This is a genomic window from Paenibacillus puerhi, from assembly GCF_009846885.1.
In the GTDB taxonomy this organism is placed as follows: Bacteria; Bacillota; Bacilli; order Paenibacillales; family NBRC-103111; genus Paenibacillus_G; species Paenibacillus_G puerhi.
In genome coordinates this window covers 27737-46540 of sequence record NZ_WUWM01000023.1, presented here as the reverse complement: position 1 = coordinate 46540, position 18804 = coordinate 27737, and the positions used below count along the sequence as shown (strand labels likewise).

At 42.7% G+C, this 18804-nt stretch carries 17 protein-coding genes and 1 pseudogene; 12 read left to right on the top strand and 6 right to left on the bottom strand.

Going from position 1 to position 18804, the window contains the following annotated elements; translation table 11 throughout:
* Positions 1-271: 271 nt before the first annotated feature.
* From GSF01_RS19845 to GSF01_RS29780, 9 genes are all read left to right on the top strand, one after another.
* Positions 272-1183: a dihydrodipicolinate synthase family protein gene (locus GSF01_RS19845; protein ID WP_159887035.1), complete on the top strand. Its 912-nt coding sequence runs from the start codon at positions 272-274 to the stop codon at positions 1181-1183.
* A gap of 101 nt (positions 1184-1284) precedes the next feature.
* The gene (locus GSF01_RS19840; protein WP_159887034.1) at positions 1285-2688 is read left to right on the top strand and encodes an ABC transporter substrate-binding protein; all 1404 of its coding nucleotides are present in this window, start codon (positions 1285-1287) and stop codon (positions 2686-2688) included.
* 75 nt (positions 2689-2763) lie between these two features.
* Positions 2764-3639, top strand: coding sequence for a carbohydrate ABC transporter permease (locus GSF01_RS19835; RefSeq protein ID WP_159887033.1), 876 nt, complete (start codon positions 2764-2766; stop codon positions 3637-3639).
* Between the two features lie 16 nt (positions 3640-3655).
* Entirely contained in the window at positions 3656-4501 is an 846-nt protein-coding gene (locus tag GSF01_RS19830; protein WP_159887032.1) for a carbohydrate ABC transporter permease, read from the top strand.
* 25 nt (positions 4502-4526) lie between these two features.
* Positions 4527-5216 carry an N-acetylmannosamine-6-phosphate 2-epimerase gene (locus GSF01_RS19825; RefSeq protein ID WP_159887031.1) on the top strand — a complete coding sequence of 230 codons (690 nt, stop codon included), beginning with the start codon at positions 4527-4529 and terminating at the stop codon, positions 5214-5216.
* 3 nt (positions 5217-5219) lie between these two features.
* On the top strand, positions 5220-6104 hold the full coding sequence (locus tag GSF01_RS19820) for an ROK family protein (protein ID WP_328803699.1): 885 nt from the start codon (positions 5220-5222) through the stop codon (positions 6102-6104).
* Between the two features lie 27 nt (positions 6105-6131).
* Complete coding sequence (locus tag GSF01_RS19815; protein WP_159887030.1) at positions 6132-6986, top strand: MurR/RpiR family transcriptional regulator; 855 nt, start codon at positions 6132-6134, stop codon at positions 6984-6986.
* Between the two features lie 59 nt (positions 6987-7045).
* A complete protein-coding gene (locus tag GSF01_RS19810) occupies positions 7046-7516 on the top strand; it encodes a YhcH/YjgK/YiaL family protein (RefSeq protein ID WP_159887028.1) in 471 nt (156 codons plus the stop codon).
* A 562-nt stretch (positions 7517-8078) separates the two neighbouring features.
* Entirely contained in the window at positions 8079-8312 is a 234-nt protein-coding gene (locus GSF01_RS29780; protein WP_235941630.1) for a hypothetical protein, read from the top strand.
* Between the two features lie 173 nt (positions 8313-8485).
* Here the strand turns inward: GSF01_RS29780 and GSF01_RS19800 are convergent, their stop codons facing one another.
* The 3 genes from GSF01_RS19800 to GSF01_RS19790 are packed head-to-tail and all read right to left on the bottom strand — an operon-like array spanning position 8486 to position 10870.
* Entirely contained in the window at positions 8486-8857 is a 372-nt protein-coding gene (locus tag GSF01_RS19800; protein ID WP_159887027.1) for an ASCH domain-containing protein, read from the bottom strand.
* Positions 8835-10334: a PIN domain-containing protein gene (locus GSF01_RS19795; RefSeq protein WP_159887026.1), complete on the bottom strand. Its 1500-nt coding sequence runs from the start codon at positions 10332-10334 to the stop codon at positions 8835-8837. The genes GSF01_RS19800 and GSF01_RS19795 overlap by 23 nt, the downstream gene beginning before the upstream one ends.
* The gene (locus tag GSF01_RS19790; RefSeq protein ID WP_159887025.1) at positions 10334-10870 is read right to left on the bottom strand and encodes an ATP-binding protein; all 537 of its coding nucleotides are present in this window, start codon (positions 10868-10870) and stop codon (positions 10334-10336) included. The genes GSF01_RS19795 and GSF01_RS19790 overlap by 1 nt, the downstream gene beginning before the upstream one ends.
* Before the next feature lie 197 nt (positions 10871-11067).
* Between GSF01_RS19790 and GSF01_RS19785 the strand changes: the two genes are divergently transcribed.
* The 3 genes from GSF01_RS19785 to GSF01_RS19775 all read left to right on the top strand — a co-directional run bounded on the left by GSF01_RS19785 (position 11068) and on the right by GSF01_RS19775 (position 13636).
* Positions 11068-12051, top strand: a complete 984-nt coding sequence (locus GSF01_RS19785; RefSeq protein ID WP_159887023.1) for a hypothetical protein — start codon at positions 11068-11070, stop codon at positions 12049-12051.
* A gap of 18 nt (positions 12052-12069) precedes the next feature.
* The gene (locus GSF01_RS19780; protein ID WP_159887022.1) at positions 12070-12606 is read left to right on the top strand and encodes a GNAT family N-acetyltransferase; all 537 of its coding nucleotides are present in this window, start codon (positions 12070-12072) and stop codon (positions 12604-12606) included.
* A 259-nt stretch (positions 12607-12865) separates the two neighbouring features.
* Positions 12866-13636, top strand: a complete 771-nt coding sequence (locus GSF01_RS19775; protein WP_159887021.1) for an HNH endonuclease — start codon at positions 12866-12868, stop codon at positions 13634-13636.
* Between the two features lie 270 nt (positions 13637-13906).
* Here the strand turns inward: GSF01_RS19775 and GSF01_RS19770 are convergent.
* From GSF01_RS19770 to GSF01_RS19760, 3 genes and pseudogenes are all read right to left on the bottom strand, one after another.
* Positions 13907-15521: pseudogene (locus tag GSF01_RS19770) on the bottom strand (IS1634 family transposase).
* A 190-nt stretch (positions 15522-15711) separates the two neighbouring features.
* Positions 15712-18039, bottom strand: a complete 2328-nt coding sequence (locus GSF01_RS19765; protein WP_159887020.1) for an ABC transporter permease — start codon at positions 18037-18039, stop codon at positions 15712-15714.
* A 2-nt stretch (positions 18040-18041) separates the two neighbouring features.
* Positions 18042-18746 (bottom strand): ABC transporter ATP-binding protein, encoded by a 705-nt coding sequence (locus tag GSF01_RS19760; protein WP_159887019.1) that lies wholly within the window; start codon positions 18744-18746, stop codon positions 18042-18044.
* Positions 18747-18804: the final 58 nt, after the last annotated feature.

Sequence of the window (18804 nt, the reverse complement as noted above, 5' to 3'; positions counted from 1 at the left end):
TTGATAGCGTTCATCAGCTCTGGCCGATCAGCCAGAGTTTTTTTCATGGAGAAAACCAACCATATACGATATAACCATGTATATCTTTGGCGAAACGATAAATACTAAGGTTCAAATTGAACCTAACTCTCAGGTGAGGAAATACTTATTACCTCTCAACAATGGTGGAAATATTTTTCGTAATTAAATTAAAGGTGAAATTAATTTACAATATCGATAAATTATGATATGTTGATCTTGCCTAAGATTTTGAACATCAGGAGGGATTTCAATGAGTTTAGAAAAGTTCCATGGCATCATACCGGCGTTCTATGCTTGCTATGACGATGAAGGGAATATCTCAGAAGCTCGCACCCATGCCTTATGCGATTACCTGGAAGACAAAAAAGTTCAAGGCGTCTACGTCGGGGGAAGCTCAGGGGAGTGTATTTATCAAAGTCTGGACGAGCGCAAAGCGGTGCTAAGCTATGTAGCCGATCGTTTGAAAGGCAAAATGACGCTTATCGCGCATGTGGGAGCCCCTTCCACCAGAGACAGCATAGAATTGGCGAAGCATGCCGCAGCCTTGGGCTATGACGCTCTATCTGCGATCCCTCCTATTTATTTCAAGCTGCCGGACAGCGCCGTATATAAATATTGGAGCGCTATCATCGATGCTACTCCATTGGACTTCATTATTTATAACATTCCTCAGACTACCGGATACACGTTAACGACATCGTTATTCGATAAGCTTCTGATGAATAAAAAAGTCATTGGAGTGAAAAACTCTTCCATGCCGACCATGGATATCGAACGCTTCAAAAAAGTTGGCGGAAACGATTGTATCGTTTTTAACGGACCGGATGAACAGTATGTCGCGGGTCGCTTAATGGGCGCCGATGCCGGTATTGGCGGTACTTATGGAGCTATGCCCGAGCTATTCCTGCAAGCGAATACTTTTGTCAAACAAGGGAATTTTGAAGAGGCCAAGCATATTCAGAGTGATATTAACGATATTATCGTCGCCCTTTGCTCTCAACAAGGCTCCATGTATGCGGTAATCAAAGAAGTACTGAATCGGCGCGGAGTCCATATCGGTAGTGTAAGAAGTCCTCTTGAAGGCATAACCGAGGAGGATCAGACATCCATCGGTGGCATCGTGACCATGATCGATCAAGCGGTTACACGTTACTGCAAGTGATTCGAAGGCAGGCTTTACTGACCTGGCTTGTCTGGGTATAGCTTCCAAGTGCTGCAGGTTTGACTATCACCAAGAAAATGACAAAAGGGGTAGAGGTTTAGATGAAAAGGAAACGCTTACTCACAACGGGTATCTCGCTGGTTTTGCTGACTTCCATGGCAGTCGGATGTGCAAGCAATAATACTCCCGGTACCGATACGGGCGCAGGAACGACCGGAAAAGAAAGGGTCGAGATCAAAGCTTGGCTGACGCCGCAATGGAAAGGCGTTATGGATGCCTCGGAAGCAGGCGCCGACTATGACAGCTTCTTGAAATACGCCGCTGACAAATTCACCAAGCAATACGACAAATATGATGTCAAGGTCAATGTGGAAGTGATCGCAGGCGATCAGCGCGACCAGCTCCTCAACGTTAACTTGAGCAGCAATACGCCGCCTGACGTATTCTTTGAAAGTATTTTCGCGATGGGCGACTATGTCCACCGGGGCGCTTTGGTACCGCTGACCGACATGGTGGATTCAAGCGCCAAAGGTGATATTGCCCAAAGCTATTGGGACGCGGTCACCTTCGGTAAAGATATTTACTTCTATCCGTTCCAGCATAATCCGGGAACCTTAGTATACAACGCAGATATGCTAAAGGCAGCTGGCCTTGAGAAATTCGTTGGCGGCGAAAATGAAATCAAAACTTGGACGCTCGCGGAATATGAAGAGATCCTGAAAGGGCTGAAAGCCAATCTGCCTAAGGACAAATATTCCAACGCTTATCCGATGGGCCTGTTCGCTATGAATACGCAAGGCGATACATGGAACCTCGCCTACCTGAGAATGTTCGGCAACAAGTTCTTTGATGACCAAGGGAATATCGTACTCGATGATGCGAACGGCGCTAAGGCCACAGCATGGTTGAAAAAAATCAAGGATGCAGGCTTCACGAACCCGGGTCCGGAGTCGGTATCGTCGAATGATGTCAACGGCATGTTCCAGAATCAACAGCTCGCGATTAGCTTTACGAATCCGGTCCTGTTCAACAACATGAGAGCCGATATGGCAAGCGGCAAAGCGAACAAATTCGATATTCGCCTTGCTAACATTCCATCCGAAAGCGGAAATCCGCTATCCTTCACGTATGTGGTCGGAGCAAGCGTGTTCCAATCCAAAGATGCGAAGAAAGTAGAAGTGGCCAAAGAATTCGTGAAGTTCTTCTCGACGGACCCGGAACTCGTAAAAGCATCGAAAAACAGTATTCCGGTAAGAAGCTCCGTTGTTGACCAGTTCAAATCGGAGAAACCGCTGTTCGCCGCTTACGATGCTAACTCTAAGCACCTGTTCAACTTCACCGGTAACGTTCCAGGATACAGCCAGCTTAGAGAAGTGCTTTATCCAGAGCTTCAAGCCCTATATACAGGCTCCAAAACGCCTGAACAATCCGTGAAAGATTATCAAAGCAAAGGCAACAAAGTCATTCAAACGAACAAGGCAAGCTCTGTTATTTACCAAAAGTAAACGAACAATCCATACACGATTAACAGCCTCGAGGCCGACAGGACCTTGAGGCTGCTAATTAGAAAGGAACGCGATATGAAATTGCGCAATCAATCCTTCAAAGAAAGCTTAACCGGCTACTTGTTCATTTCGCCCCAAATTTTGATATTCTTGATTTTTCTGGTCTATCCGATCATTGAAGGTATAAGACTCAGCCTGTATCAGATCAGTTATACAAGCGAGAAGTTTGTTGGCCTGGACAATTACGTGACGCTATTTAGCGACCCTGTATTCTTTAAGGCGCTATTCAATACCGTAATCTTTGTGGTGTTTATCGTTGTTCTTACCGTAGGCTTTGCCCTTTTCGTGGCTTCCGCTGTATTCGACAAGAACGCCAAATATGTTTCGTTTATCCGTGGTAGCTTCTATGTGCCGGTTATGGTATCTATGGTTGTTATGAGTATGGTATGGAGCTTTTTGCTTAACCCGGCTAATGGGCTAATTTCTTACTTATCACAAGAACTGGGATTTGGTTCGGTCAATTTACTTGGGAAAACAACGACGGTTATGCCAGTAATAATATTCGTGACATTCGCAACCAATGTGGGACAAGCGATTATCCTGTATATCGCAGCGATGATCGGCGTGCCTAAAGATTTGTTTGAGGCTGCGGAAGTCGATGGAGCGAACAGATGGCATGTCATTACGAAAATTTTGATTCCTTCCGTAAGCTCCTCCACGATTTATATTGCGATCATCAACATCATTGCCGTTTTGAAAATATTTGTCGTTATTCAGCTTTTGACGGGCGGCGGCCCGAATAATGCATCTGTAACTCTGATGTACTATTTATACAATAATGCTTTCAAATATAATCAGCTCGGTACGGCGTCGGCGGTGGGGGTCATCATGTTCCTCATAACGTTGCTGTTGTCGGTGCCTCAGCTGAGAGCTTTGATTAAGGATAAGTAAAGTGAGGGGTTACAGCATGTCGCATACTACGAATAGGAAGAAGAAGAGGGAGCGGTTTGACGTTGTTTCAAATGTGCTGGTTACCCTCTTAGCGATTCTTAACTTGTTTCCTCTATATTGGTTGTTTACAAGCTCGCTGAAGAACAGCTCGGATGTTGTCAAGATGCCGCCAGACTGGTGGCCAACCACCATTACTTTCTCTAACTATGTGGATGTGTTCCAGAGCCAGCCTGCTGTTAGATGGGCAATCAACAGTATAGTCGTGTCCGGGGTAACTACGGCTCTTGTTATCATGGTAGGGGCAATGGCCGCGTATGCGTTCTCCAAGATTAATTTCAAGGGTAAAAATATCATCTTTATTATTTTTATTTCGAGCTTGATGATTCCCAAGGAAATCATGATCGTACCCTTGTTCCGGATCATTCAAGATTTCGGAATGGTTAACAGCTACCAGGGGATGATCTGGCCGAACGTAGCTACAGCATTCGGCGTTTTCTTATTAAAAGGTTTTTTTGATGCCACTCCTAATGCATTAAGAGAAGCTTCCCGAATCGACGGGGCCGGGGAATGGAGAACCTTCACTCAGATTATGCTGCCTATTGTTAAGCCCGGTATCGGGGCGTTGTTCATTTTGAGCTTTGTTCAAGTATGGAATGATTACTTGTGGCAGTTAGTCATCGGACAAGAGAAAAATATGAAAACGTTGATGGTCGGTACGGCAACTCTTATGCAGGATCTGAATCCGAACTTCGCTTACAAAATGGCCGGAGCTACCGTTGCCGCCATCCCCATGCTGTTGATCTTCTTGTTGTTCCAAAAGTACTTTACCCAAGGCATGACAGCCGGAGCGGTCAAGGAATAAATAAAGAGTTGTGGAGTGTAAACCAATGAAAACAAAAAACGACGTATTCGAGCAAATCAAAAGAAAGCTGGTCGTGTCCTGTCAGGCTCTGCCGGACGAACCGCTTCATAGTCCGTTTATAATGGGAAGAATGGCGTATGCGGCCTTCCTAGGCGGAGCATCGGGGATTCGAGCTAACAGTGTTGCGGATATCAAAGAAATCAAGCAAACGGTCAATCTGCCGATTATCGGCATTATCAAGGAAGTTTACGGGGATTGTCCCGTTTTTATTACGCCTACGATGAAGGAAGTCGATGCGCTTTGCGAGGAGGGCGTTGAGATCATCGCGATGGACGCGACAGACCGAATCAGACCTGACGGTTCAACTATCGCCGAGCTGTTCCCGCTCATCCGAGAGAAGTATAAGGACCAGCTGTTTATGGCGGATTGCTCCACCTATGAAGAAGCGGTCACGGCTGCTGAACTGGGGTTCGATCTGGTAGGAACGACGTTAAGCGGTTATACGGAAGCGACCAAAGACAACACGTTGCCTGACTTTGGATTGGTTGAGAAGCTTGTGAGTACTCTGAACGTTCCTATCATCGCAGAGGGCGGTATCTCCACGCCGGAAGAATTGAAGAAGCTATTTGATCTGGGCATTTATTCGGCAGTGGTGGGCTCGGCCATTACACGACCGATGGATATAACTAAAAAATTCGTTAAAGCTGTCGAATAGGCAATGAGTATGAAAATTCTAGCTGCGGATATTGGCGGAACCAACACGAAAATGGGGATTTGCAATGAGCTGGGGAACATCGATCAGTTCAAGGAATATGCGACAGAGGCTCAGCGGGGCGGTCCCCATTTGATGAAGAGATTGATGGATCAGATAGGGGCTTATGAGGATTTCGATGCGATCGCGATCAGTACGGCCGGGCAAGTGAATGCGGAAGAAGGCCTTATTGCCTATGCTAACGAAAATATTCCGGATTATACGGGGATGAAAATAAAGGACATACTTGAATCCAGGTTTCGGAAGCCCGTTAAGGTAGAAAATGATGTCAATGCGGCTGCGCTCGGCGAAGCCGTCTTCGGTGCTGCCGCTTCTTATCGCGATTTCCTCTGCCTTACGTTCGGTACCGGGGTCGGAGGCGCCATCGTGATCAATCATCAAATCTACCGGGGGGCCAACGGGTCGGCGGCCGAGTTCGGTCATATGTATACCCGTTCGTTATCCGAAAGGGATGGCCAAGCGCGGAAACCTTACTTTGAAACGTTTGCTTCTACGACAGCCTTGGTGCGAATGGCTCAGCAGGCGGATCCGGAAGTGGTGGACGGGAAAGTTTTTTTTGATAAAATAAGGATAGGAAATGAGAAGCTCAATCACATTCTGCAAGCCTGGGTAACGGAGGTTTCGGCAGGACTCGCATCCCTCATTCATGTTTTTAATCCGCAGGCGGTTATTGTAGGGGGCGGGGTTATGGAGCGGGATGACCTGGTTGAACTAGTCGGAAGGCAAACCAAGGATTTGATTATGGCGAGCTTTGCCGATGTGAAGATTCTCAAGGCAGCCTTGGGGAATAAAGCGGGTTTATTAGGCGCCGCGTCCTTGTTTTTACGCTGATTGTCTGGAACTCATGGAGGTGATAGGTTGCGTGCTGTCAATATTTTTACAACAATTCATTCCAAGTACAACAACCTGACCAATACGGAAGTCAAAGTGGCCGACTATGTTCTGAATAACGCGAGAGATGTGGTATACATGTCGATTACCGACCTCGCGGATGCTTGCGGAGTAGGAGAGTCCAGTATATTCAGGTTTTGCAAATCGCTGAGCTACAAGGGGTACCAGGATTTCAAGATTGCGCTGGCCCATAGCATCACCGTAGAGAATGAAATTCCGCAGCTCACCGATAAGATTCTGATGAATGATACGCTTAATCAAGTGGCTTCCAAAGTGCTGGCGTCCAATATCAGCGCGTTGAACGAGACGTTTAACTTGGTCGATTACGATAAATTGAACCAAGCTATTGATTATTTTGTTCAAGCTGAACGCATCATCTTCTTCGGCGTGGGATCTTCCTTAATGACGGCCATGGAAGCCAAAATCAAGTTTATGCGCATTACCAATAAGACCGAGTGCACGATCGATTCTCATCTGCAGATGATGTCCGCGGCGTTGATGACGGACCGGGATGTGGCCGTTATCATCTCGTATTCGGGTTCGACCAAGGATACGATTGAATTGGCCAAGAGGGCCAAAGAATCGGGGGCCACTGTTATTTCCATCACCCGCTTCGTGAAGTCTCCGCTCACCTCCTATTCGGATCTTACGCTGCTTTGCGGCGCGAATGAAGGGCCATTGCAGGGCGGTTCCTTATCCGCGAAAATTTCGCAGCTGTACCTGCTGGATGTGCTCTATGTCGAGTATTTTAAACGAACTTATACGGATTCCATAAGAAATAAGGAACTAACGGCGGCATCGGTTGCGGTGAAGCTGCTCTAATCGATTGGTCTGAAGTAAGGCTTTCTGAAACGAGATGCGTGATTTGGAGGAATGGAAGAATGATTTTAGGTTCTATGTCATCCTGGGAAGAACAACGTCACTATGAACATAAAGTCATCGTAGCCGCGATGGAAAAGCTTCAGAGCCTGCTCAAAGGAAACCCGCCTCTAGGGCGCACGGAGATCGATGGAGATCAGATGTATGTATCGATTATGGAATTCGACGCCAAGTCGCCGGAAGATCATCTGGCCGAGAAGCATGAGTCGTACATCGATCTCCAGTATTTGATGGAAGGGGAAGAGACGATCGGCTACTGGTCCTGGGGAGCGGATAGCGAAGCTGTTAAGAGCTATGACCCGGAACAGGATTATGCGCTGTATGCGCCCGTATCCGACGAAAATTTGCTCCACCTTAAGCCTGGCATGTTCGCCGTCTTTTTCCCTCATGATATTCACAGGCCAGGCATGGGGAAGCCGGGGAAAATCAAGAAAGCGGTAGTGAAGATTCATGTGGGGTTGCTCAGAGGATAAACTGGAATAATTGAATGTAGGCAGAGCGCTGAAGGGAGGCGCTCTGTCTTTTCTTTTGTTATATATTGGAAAATAGAGGAGGTCGTTCTTAGTAGTCTTCATATGCTAGCAGGTTTGAAGAAGACGAACGTTGATCCGCGCTCGTGCAGTACCACCTATGCATATGACGAGCTTAATCGGTTTATCCGTGTGACAGATGCAACAGGTCAAGTGACCGAGCGGACATATCTGTAGTCTACCTTTTTGTATGACAAAATCAACCGGCTGACCAAAGATAGCAACCCAAAAAGGCACAGTCGTCTTATCCGAATACCGTTATACTTATGATATGAGTAGGAATATACTGTGGGTTAGCTGTGGAAGTGATCAAGTATGCATACGATGCTCGCGGTAATCGTACAACTGTTCAGAACTCCGCTGACCTGTTTGCACCGAATTTAAGCCACTATTCATACAATGTGTGGGATCAACTGACGAATGTCTAGAAAAACGGTTCTGTCGTGGAATTCGACTATGCACCCGAGCCCGATGGACTTCGCCTGAAAAATGGGGACCGGATTGCTTGCTGGCCAAATGGTATCGCGCTACATTTCAGTCCTATTACTATTTGTATAATGGGCATGGCGATGTTGTGCAGATTGTCGATACGCAGGGAACGATTAAAAACAGCTACCAGTATGACGAATGGGGCAATCTGGTCGGCCTCCCTGTCGAGCAGGTAAGCAATCCGTTCAAATATGCTGGGGAAATGTACGACGCTGAGACAGGGCTGTATTACCTAAGGGCAAGGTACTAATGACCCATCGGTGGGACGGTTTATCAATAAGGATACGTATGAAGAGGATATTACGAATCCGCTATTCCGTTTTTTACGAGGTGAATGAAAAACATGGGAATCGGCAATAAATCGGCATGAAGGCCACCTTCGCAAGCAAAACGGAGATGGCCTTTCATGATTATTGTGTTAGACTAGGAAATATACGCAAATGATTGAGGAGGGGGCGATTGATATATTTCAGTTAACATTTTATGTTCAGGATATTGGTTGAAGTTTTTAATCTTAATAGCATACCCCTTTTCTTTGTTGTTGAAATAATTGAAGAAAAAATCCTCATCTACTCCTGCAAAAGATTTAGTCTCTTCCCACAACGAGTTAACATCTTTACAAAGAATGTAATCTACTTCAAACTCTCCGACAACTCTACTGACTGGCGTAGTCGCATAGACTATTATTGTAGAGACATCCTTTCGCTTAAATATAGTTTTTCTAAATTCATATTGTTTTTCACCCGAGACAATTAAATCAATAAACTCAGGCTTAATTGATAATAATACGTTCATCGACTTGCGCCTCCCGAATGATGTCCTTGAAATTTTGGTATGTTATTCTCATAAACCCCCTCGGGGCGGAATGAACATTTTGGATAACTCCTAACTCAATTAATCTTTTCATATTGATCCGATTTGGAAAAGTATATGAATACAAGAAATTTACAATGAAGGGTTTGCTCCTTTTGAAATGCCAAAATTCTAGAAGTTCGTTATCGTTAAAAACACTTCTTTTTTTACAGAGAGAGATGAATTGCTCCGGGTCAGCTATATTATTATTAACACTTTCAACAATGCCAAGAGTAGTGACAACACTTGTGTAGTAACCTCCCGTCCTATAGAAGATAATTATATCCCCTGGACATAAATTTCTTTCCATTGAACGAGAGATAAATACTTTGCTAATCGCGTTTCTAAATGGTTCATTTTCAACATAATTCTTAGGTGACTCAGTTCGTAAGATAGAGTCGGGCAGGAGATTTGTATGATATTCTTGATAAATAGGCGCTAGGAATATTTCTTTGTTCGAGCTAACATATGGGAAAGTAAACTTTGGATTGCTTTCATCAAAGGCGGGCAAAAAATCGCGTGTATAAACAAGTTCACAACCATCCTTTAATCCATGTTTGGTAAAGCCGTAGTCGGAAAGAAGGTTGATTAACCTAATTTGGTCAATTGTTCTATCAAAAATAGTAACATAAATTTCGTCTACCCGTGCTTTTAATGCATTATCTATAATAATTTTAATAAACCGTTCTCCGAGTTTGTAACCATTTAGAGTGACTTTGAATGTGCCTATTTTTAGCCTACGTTTTTTGGCAAACGGGGGAGTAATATTACTGTAGTTCTCATCAGTTCCTTCAATTTTCAAATATAGGAAGGCGGAGATCTTTTCGTCAATTTTACATATATAGGCCATTTCATCAGACTTTTTATTAAACCAATTTTCAAACCCAGGGTAATCTTCTTTTAAACTATTAAAAAAATCATCCTTAATATCAATATTGCCAAAGTACTCTTTTGTGACAGCGAGGACTTTGTACTGAATTAATTCAGGATGTTCGCTGGTAACCTTCTCTAAGAAAGAATCAATTGTAAACACTTTATCAGCAAATTTAAGCCTTGCGGCTTTAAAATGCATTTTTCGGTCTTCCGTGATAAGAATATCGACTCTTCCTGCAATTAACTCGTTTAAAATTTTCGAGTCGTTGACATCATTCGTATTTTTGTCGTATTTATGTGACAATTCTTGTAAATATGTATTCCACGGTGCTTCAGTTTTTAATAGATGGTAACTATCAAGTTTTATCAACATAGAATTAACAGTTTTTTGATCTCTATGTTTTTGCAACTCACTAGCTGTTAGTGGGTGCACACACTTAGAGTATTTTAGTTTGTCAAGCCATCTGAATAAGATTCCAATTTCATTCTTTACAATTGAACTTGTTTCTCTATGTATAATGATGTTTGTATCTAGTAAAACTCTCATTATATCACTCCCAGCTCGGTGATAAATTCATGTAATTCGAGTTTTGATTCGGGCGTATTATTGAAAATGAAGAGCGGTTTGCCTAGCATTTCTGCTATCATCTTTGCATACTTGATTTCTTCATTTTGAAAAGATTCGATGAATAATGGGGAGTAGACTAGTTTATCTCTGGTTTGAAGCCTGTCTATGATTTTATTTACCGAATCTATCACAACAATCAGTAGAATAGGTTCAAGTTTAGTAAATATTTCTTTAGGTATTCTTGAGATGTTGTTTTTCTTATCAATTAAGCAAAAATGACCATCAATAATATTGATTATAGAAGCTGATTCTATTTGCTCAATTCCTTGTATAAGAAAATCTTGATTTTTATCTATATCTGTGATTTGCTTGTTTGAAGTGAATTTTTGTTTTTTTATGTCAGAAATAATTCTACTCGCTGAGAATGATGATAGCGGGTACCTATTAGAGAGTTCGTTGCAAAAAGTTGTTTTTCCTACTCCATGTATTCCTCCCATGAAGATGAGATTTTTCATTCATTTCCCTCCAATTAAAACTCTACATGTTTATTATATCATGAACCCTTTTGATTGGAATCATTTTACTTGTGTGAGAGGGCATGTAAATCAAGATTGAATAAACAGGAGTATAGTAAGTATAATATAGGTGTTTAGCATCTTGATTCTACTTGAAGTAATGCTTGAGAAGAGTTTAAGATAATGAGGTGTTAGATTTGAGAAGTTTTGCTTTATGGTATTCAGTACAGGATTCCAATCTTGACCCAAATAAAGAAGCAACTGTACATATTAATTTGTGGGATCAGAACGTAAAGAATAAGACGTATTGTTTTGACTTTGGTCTTTTGATTGAGGATGTTACAAAAATCGATAAAGTCTTTTTGTATGCACCATTTAAGATTGATAGCACTCAAATTACTGATCTTGGTAGTGTTATTTCAAACAATCAATTAGTCAACGCAATTTTTAATGAAGATTTTACTACTACTGAAGGTCAACCAAAACGGCTTATTGTAAACGGTGTGAAAAATAAACCGGATTTTATCATCTATTCCTTAGATAAGGAAGACCAACTTATACTTAGAAAGTGTAAAAGTAGATCAGTTACTCCTGGTACGATAATTGAATTAGACATTAAAGGAATTAAACTAGATGTAATAAAAAGATATTATTTTCGCTTCCGTTTAAAAGTCAATAAAAATGATATTAAGCTAATTAACAATGAAATTCAAGGAGTGAGCTTTTTAAATGACCATTTTACAAACACTGAGATTATTGATTTTAGATTAAATGATATTCGTAGTTGTAGTGAAGAGTTAAGGGAACAGTTTCAAAAAGGATATAAATTTAATTTTTTAGCAGTACACTATCTTATACTGAGAAATGCTAATGATGTAATTATTCAGTATGGTAAAGACATTAATAGTAGGATGTTAGAGAACGATCTGTGGAAAGATTATATAGAAGGAGTTGATTACAACATTATCGCTTATCATATGAAGAGCAAGGCTAAGAAAGTCATTGATCCTCATACAGGAGAGTCTATAAAAAAATATGTTGAAGATTTTTCCGATTTATCCCGATTTCAATACAAAAAGGGCACGACCTTTGTTATTTCTTGTTACATAGGAGGAATTGTTCTTCTTGGGACATTTGCTGGTGTGGGTGGAAATTGGTTGTCTCAGTTTCTTTTTAATTAAAAGGAGATGTTTCCAATAGTGGAAGTATCCATTGTTAAGAATATATTTCTCAAAATATCTGAAATAGAACCGAGTGAATTAAGAAAATTTATTATTAGTGAAATAGGCGAAAAGTCTAAGGATAAGTTATATAACTATTTAAAAGACTTGTCAGAGAGCTATCCGCAATTTGAAGAGTGGTTTTATAATGTTGTGATTCCTGAAGTTGAAAAAAAGAATGGACAGAGGGAAATATTGGTTGTTCTCTCCGAGATTGAGGGGAATCCTCAAGCAATTCTTAGTGGAATTGCTATTCTTAAAAAAACAAAGGATGAAAAGAAAATTTGTACTTTTCGTGTTCATCAAGATTATAAAAATAAAGGAATAGGTACAGAACTTTTTGAAAGGTGTTTTGAATACCTAGGCACAAGAAAACCAATTATAACTATCTCGGAAGACCGAATTGAAATGTTTATGTATCACATTGAAAAATACAAATTCGAAAAAACACAAGAAATTTGCGGAATATATAAACCAGATTCAATTGAGTATGTATTTAACGGGTACTTGAAATAATTAAAACTGGTAATGACAAACTAAACAAATTAACAGAATATTGCTAGAACGGTAGCGCCGCACTCAAATTGAGTTGTGGAACTACCGTTCCTTTACCTGTTACTACAATTGAAGGACATATTTCCGGTTCAGACAATACTCTTAATCGGAAAATATCAATAATAAATGGATTTTAGTTAAATTAATGTTTGGAAGGATACGGATACTAAGTAGAGCCTCAAATGGATTTGGGATTTTAAGATGAAGAGGTGATAATTAATTGGAAATTCCAAGGGGTAGATGTTTATTTTGTTTGAGAAGAGATGTATCTTTTTTAAAAATAGAACATGTCATTCCTGAATCATTGGGCAATGATGATTTAGTACTGCCGTTAGGATATGTTTGTGATTCGTGCAACCAGTACTTTGGTTCAAAAATAGAAGGAGAGGCATTAAATAATCCTCCATTTAATATTGAGAGAGTTGCTGCGAACATAAAAACAAAAAAGAAGAAGAGTCCTTTGGCTCAATTAGATTCAAATTTATTTATTTATCCGTTAGGATTAGATCATATTATATTAACTGGTGAATACAGTAATGTCTTAATCAAAACTGATAGTACATCGTTACTTATTCCTAAGCATAGCCATAAGCAAGATTCATTTATAGTTAGAATGTTATTAAAGATTGGGCTCGAAGCATTGCTAACTGAAGGAAATATTGATCCTTATACTTCTGATCACGACAGAGCCAGACGTTTTTCACGGTTTGCAGACCCAGGTAGCTTTTGGGAGTTTGGATATACTGTTTATCCGGAAAAGGAAGACCTTACATTGTCTGTTAGATATGATGATTATGGAGAACTTATTACTCATCAAATCTATCATTACGAAATTGGGAAAATGACAAGTGGAGATATTATACTATTTTTTGCTTTTCGTAACCATCTTTTCGCCTGCAATCTTACGTCTCCTTCAGTAGAGGAGTATGTTGAAGGCTTTAATGCTCTTAATTCAATAAAAATGACTATAGTAAAGACAAAAGCAACATAGAGCCCTAATGTTGGACTGGGGCACTATACGATGAATAATTCTATAAGTGCTGGTTAAAAAATTGATTAGGCAGGTTTTTCGCTGAGCATTCTTATAGGCCAATTTTGTCATGTCGTAAACTCAGTGCTTTTATAACGGAGGTCAGTGTCAGTCAAAAATTATTTAATGAATGCTGCCGATTTGTGAGGTGAAACCCGCAATCAAAAAGTTTGCCAATCTGAAACTTTATTTTCCTTAGGAAAATGGTATTCAACCTAGATTCCCGAGCACTCATAACGAGGATGGCGGGTCTATTCCAAGGCTAGCGTAGATCTCTTTTTGTTTCTCCAGCAGTTCTCCGACACGCACTTGTTGGCCGGGCGCTTCAAAGCATTCAATGACATCTAGCTTATCTAGTGCACTTTGCATCGTGTACTTCTTCAATAGTACGGTATATTGCATTTGTTTCTTAATGTATGAAAGATAAATGAGGGCCACGAACTCAACAAACAGCTTTCCATCCAGGCTCTGCTCGGAGGAAACCAATGTACGGCGCATATTGAGCCGTTCCTTTAAGTTGCCAAAGGCTTTCTCCATAACGTCCTTATTTCGGTATAGTTCTAGCGCGGTCTCGGCATCCATTGTTTCATTGGTGATTAAGGCGAAGTAACCATAATACCTTTTGGCCTTGGCCACAGCGTCTTCTTTCATCGTAACACGCGCACCCCGTTTAGGCGTGGTTTTGACTTCTAAAGTACTTCTTGTACTGCGGTTCGTGCTCTGGGACTCTGTTTCCAGACTCCAGTACCTGCAGCAGCCAAATCAATTTACGATCAAAGGCTTTTTCATCCTCAGCAGCCTTGTCTATGTTGTAATAATAGTGGATATACTTGCACTTCGGTTCCGTAAGCGTGTCTCCTTTGTAGGGACGGTGCTCGGTATAACTCCACTGCGTCGGCACGGTATGACAGTAGAGTTCATACTTTTCATTAAATTGTTCGTAGGAGCAGAAATGATCATAAATGCCGCCCAATTCTTTCCGAATGAATGCCAGAGACATTTTGGCCGAAATCAAGAACTTTAAGTGTGCCTTATAAAGCGCGTTGATGTTGCTTTCGCTGTAGAATCCGCGGTCCATGACCAGCTTCACCTTAGAGAACTCGAATGTAGAGAAATCAGAGAGTAAATTCGTAATGGTCTTCGCGCCAGGAATGTTCTCCGCCAGCTTGTGGTAATAAAACGGCAGGTTGGAGCTTTCTGCAAACACCAACGCCAAATTCAGCTGCGCGAGCGGATCACCTTTTTTATTCCGTCCGTATTGGACTTGGCGCAACCCCTCTGAATAGCTGGAGATAGAGGTGATGTCATAAGTCCAATATTCTTTGACTACTCGCCGCTTTCCTTGCAAGCGGAAGAACTGGCTTTTGGCTTCTTCGGTTATGGAAGCAAATAGTTCGCTGCTTCGTTGGGAGGAGCTATTGTCTCCGTACGGGTGCTTATGTATATGGCTCCATTTTTCGAAGCGGTACAGTGGATTCTTATCCTCAAGGATCCAATAGTAGACGATCGATAAGAGTTGTTGAACTAAGCCTGGGAAGTATTTCTCCAGGTCTTGAGCAATGCCCAGCTTTTCTCCAATGGCATCAAGCAAATAAGTAGTGCCGTAAAACTTCCTCGCTGTTTGGGTCGAGGGAACTGGCCCTCTTTTTGCAGTGGCGGGGGCCTTTTGCGCTTGTTTTCGCCCCCTGCCATCAGTGGGGATGATTTTCCCTGAAAGTGGGTCTACCCGGCCAATCAGTGTACGTTTAGCACGGGATTGTTTCTTCTCTTTGTCCCAGTAGGACACGGACTCGTATGCGTAAGTTATCCCTGAACGCTTATCTTTTTGGTAAACGATAGTTGCCATCTGCCTCTCACCTCGTTATGGTTGACGGGAATCCAGGTTATTCGACATTAGGCGCTCCCCAAAAGCCGCACGATGCTCCAAGCAAGACCAAGCAAGTTAAAAAATCCGCGCCCAAAAAGGTAATAATTTATCCATAGGTGCCTACAGAGGGTTTCAAACTGTCGAACCCCGGCTAATTATCACTTAACCGCTATTCAACGCTCTTTAATGCTTCAATCATATGAATGCCGGTCACTTTTCTCCGAAGCAGCAGGTTTGAGAGAATGGTAAGCGCGAATGCAAGGAGAGCCGACAGCGAGATAATGAGTACATTCAATTGATCCGGGATTTGTTGATGCGTGCTCGACAGTGCCTTTACTACCAGCGTATAAACATAGCCGCTTACCGGCAGAGCTACAAGTACTGCAAACGTGGTGATGATGATATTTTCAAAAAAGATAAGCCGGTTGATTTTATTTTTTTGATAGCCCAATACTTTAAGGGTTGCAAGCTCACGATTCCTCTCATATATGTTGATGGAAGATATCGTGTAAATAGCGCCGAAGGAGAGGACGACGGAACAAATGATGAACATGATAAAGACGAAGCTGTTTTGCTGCAAAATGTACCGCGCTTCTTTCCTCAGGTCCGTCTTGTCCGCGATCGTATCTACATGGGGATGTTGTTCGAAATAACCGCGAATGCTTGGCAGAGCTGCTGCTTGATCGGCTTCCACGAGAAGCGAGGTCGGATTGTAATCCAGTCCAAAGCTTTCCAAATATGCGGGCGTGATATAAAACGACGGGCTTGAATACTGCGTAGAAATGTTCAGAACCTTCATCTCCACCGTTTTATTCCGAAGCTCCGGCGCTGCAAACAGGATGGTGACAAGATCCCCTTCCGAAATATTATAGTGATCGGCATAAGATTTCGGGACAAGCACACCGTTAGTTTCGAGGCTTATCGCGTTATCCTTTTCGTCAAAGAAATGAATGAGACTGTTTTCTTTTTCCGTTACGACGAGAGAAGCCTTCTCGGTTTGATTTCCTTGTTTCAATTCAATAGGCAAGGTGGACAACAAAAAACTGTTTTTTACGCCGTCGGGGAGAGAAATGGCTGTGTTCGCGGATTCTCCCTTCTTGAAATCGACTCGTAGATCATAGGTATACACCTGTTGGAACTGGTTCGCTACCTTCTGCAGGGAGGCTTGAGTGCCGAATGCCGTTATCAATAATACCGTGCTGACCGCCACGCCAACCGAGCTTGCCAGAGCTTTTTGCTTATTCAGAAAAATATTTCTCAAGATGAGCTTGTAGCTGTAAGGCATACGGCCCCAAAAGCCCGGAATTCTTTCCAGGAGTATTCGCTTCATCGCTTTTGGCGGCCTTGGGCGCATGGCCTGAGCCGCGCGTTCCTTCAATATAGTTCTGCCGCTTAAGTAGCAGGCAAGCATCCCGAACACGCTGGAGACAAGGAGGGGAGGAAGGATCGAATAATAGGAGAGCGAGAATTCAATGCCTGGCAGCGTGTAGGACCTTGCATTGGATACCGCTATGAAAGGAACAAATACCGTAGCGGACATGACATAGCCCAAGATCGAGCCTGCCAACCCGACTAGCACAGGGTATCCCATATAGTGAAGCATGATGCTGCTGTTTTTCACCCCCACTGCCTTCATGACCCCGACTTGACTTCGTTGAGAATCGATCATCCTCGACATAGCTAGAAACAAGATAATCGCTTCGATCAAAAACAGAACCAACGGAATCACCTTGCTCATTAAGCTATTATTGTGAAGCGTAGCCTGTATCCGGGAATAACTGAACGACCGTTCCTTGCTTTCCTGGCTTAAGTAAGGTAGCTGCTTGGACTTTTCTTCAATGGATTCCCCTATTTTGTCGGTATTGTAACCTTCTTTTACATCCACCAGGATTTCATTATAGAAGAAGCCTCCCGCCACCTCAGGGATCATTTCTTCCCCAACATAAGCGATGCCGTGGTTTTTATGGTCTTGAATGTCGTTCTTTTTCGCATGCTCCACATTTTCGCCCAAGCCGCTAATCGTAAACCCCCATTCCTTACCGTTCGCCCGCAGCTGGATCTCATCGCCGACGCGGTACTGATGCTCCATGGCATACCGGGAATCTATAACAATTTCCCCTCGGCCCGACGGGAGGCTGCCTTCCATCATTGCAAGCGTATTGATCTCATGGTTGGGAGGGATCGAATGAACTTTCAGTGCGGCGTTGTATCCGTCAAAAGCTTCCGTAGCATCAAAGGTATAGCGCCCTTCTAGTTTGTTGATGCCTTCCACTTCGCTTAAACCCGCCACCTCTTGTTTGGAAATTTGGCTGAAGTACACATTCAAGTCGCTTAAATTATGCTTGCTCACGTAGGCCTTCGTATAAGCGTTCAAATTATCGCTCAAGGTGACCAGGCCCGTATAGAAAAATGCCCCAACAGCCACAACCAGTGCAAGGGACAGGAACTGCCCGGCGGATCCTTTTATATCCCGCAATAGTTTTAGGAATAATGTCATACTCACCATTCAATCCCTTCAGCGCTTTGTCTTCTGTCGTTCATCGTAATGCTTTCGATTTTACCGCTTTTCACCTTGATCACTTTATCGGCCATAGCAGCAATCGCTGTATTATGCGTGACCAGGACGACACATTTGTTCGTTTCCTTGTTCAAATCTTCAAGAAGCTTTAAAACGGACTTGCCCGTCACATAATCCAAAGCGCCGGTTGGTTCGTCGCAAAGCAAAAGCAAAGGATTTTTGGCGACGGCTCTTGCTATCGCCACTCGCTGCTGCTCGCCTCCGGAAAGCTGGGACGGGAAGTTTCGGATCCGATCTCTCAAGCCGACTTGATGCAAAACGTCTTTGGCATTCAGATGGTTCCTGCATACTTCAGTAGCAAATTCAACATTTTCCAAGGCGCTTAAATTCGGGAGCAGGTTGTAAAATTGAAAAACAAAGCCTACCTTCTCGCCGCGATATTGGGTTAGTTTGTTTTCGCTTAATTTTGTAAGGTCCTGATCACCAACCATCACTTCGCCCGAGGTAGCGGTATCCATGCCGCCCAGTATATTCAGAATCGTGCTTTTTCCCGCACCGCTCGCTCCCAACACGACGACAAACTCTCCCTCCGATATGGAAAAATCAACGCCGTCCAGCGCCTTGATTAGCACTTCCCCCACCTGATATTCCTTCGTGACCTGTTTGAATTCAATTAGCTTTTTCACTTCTTCCATCTCCCTTAATCATCTGCTTTAATCCCATGAATGGAATCTTCAATGTCTG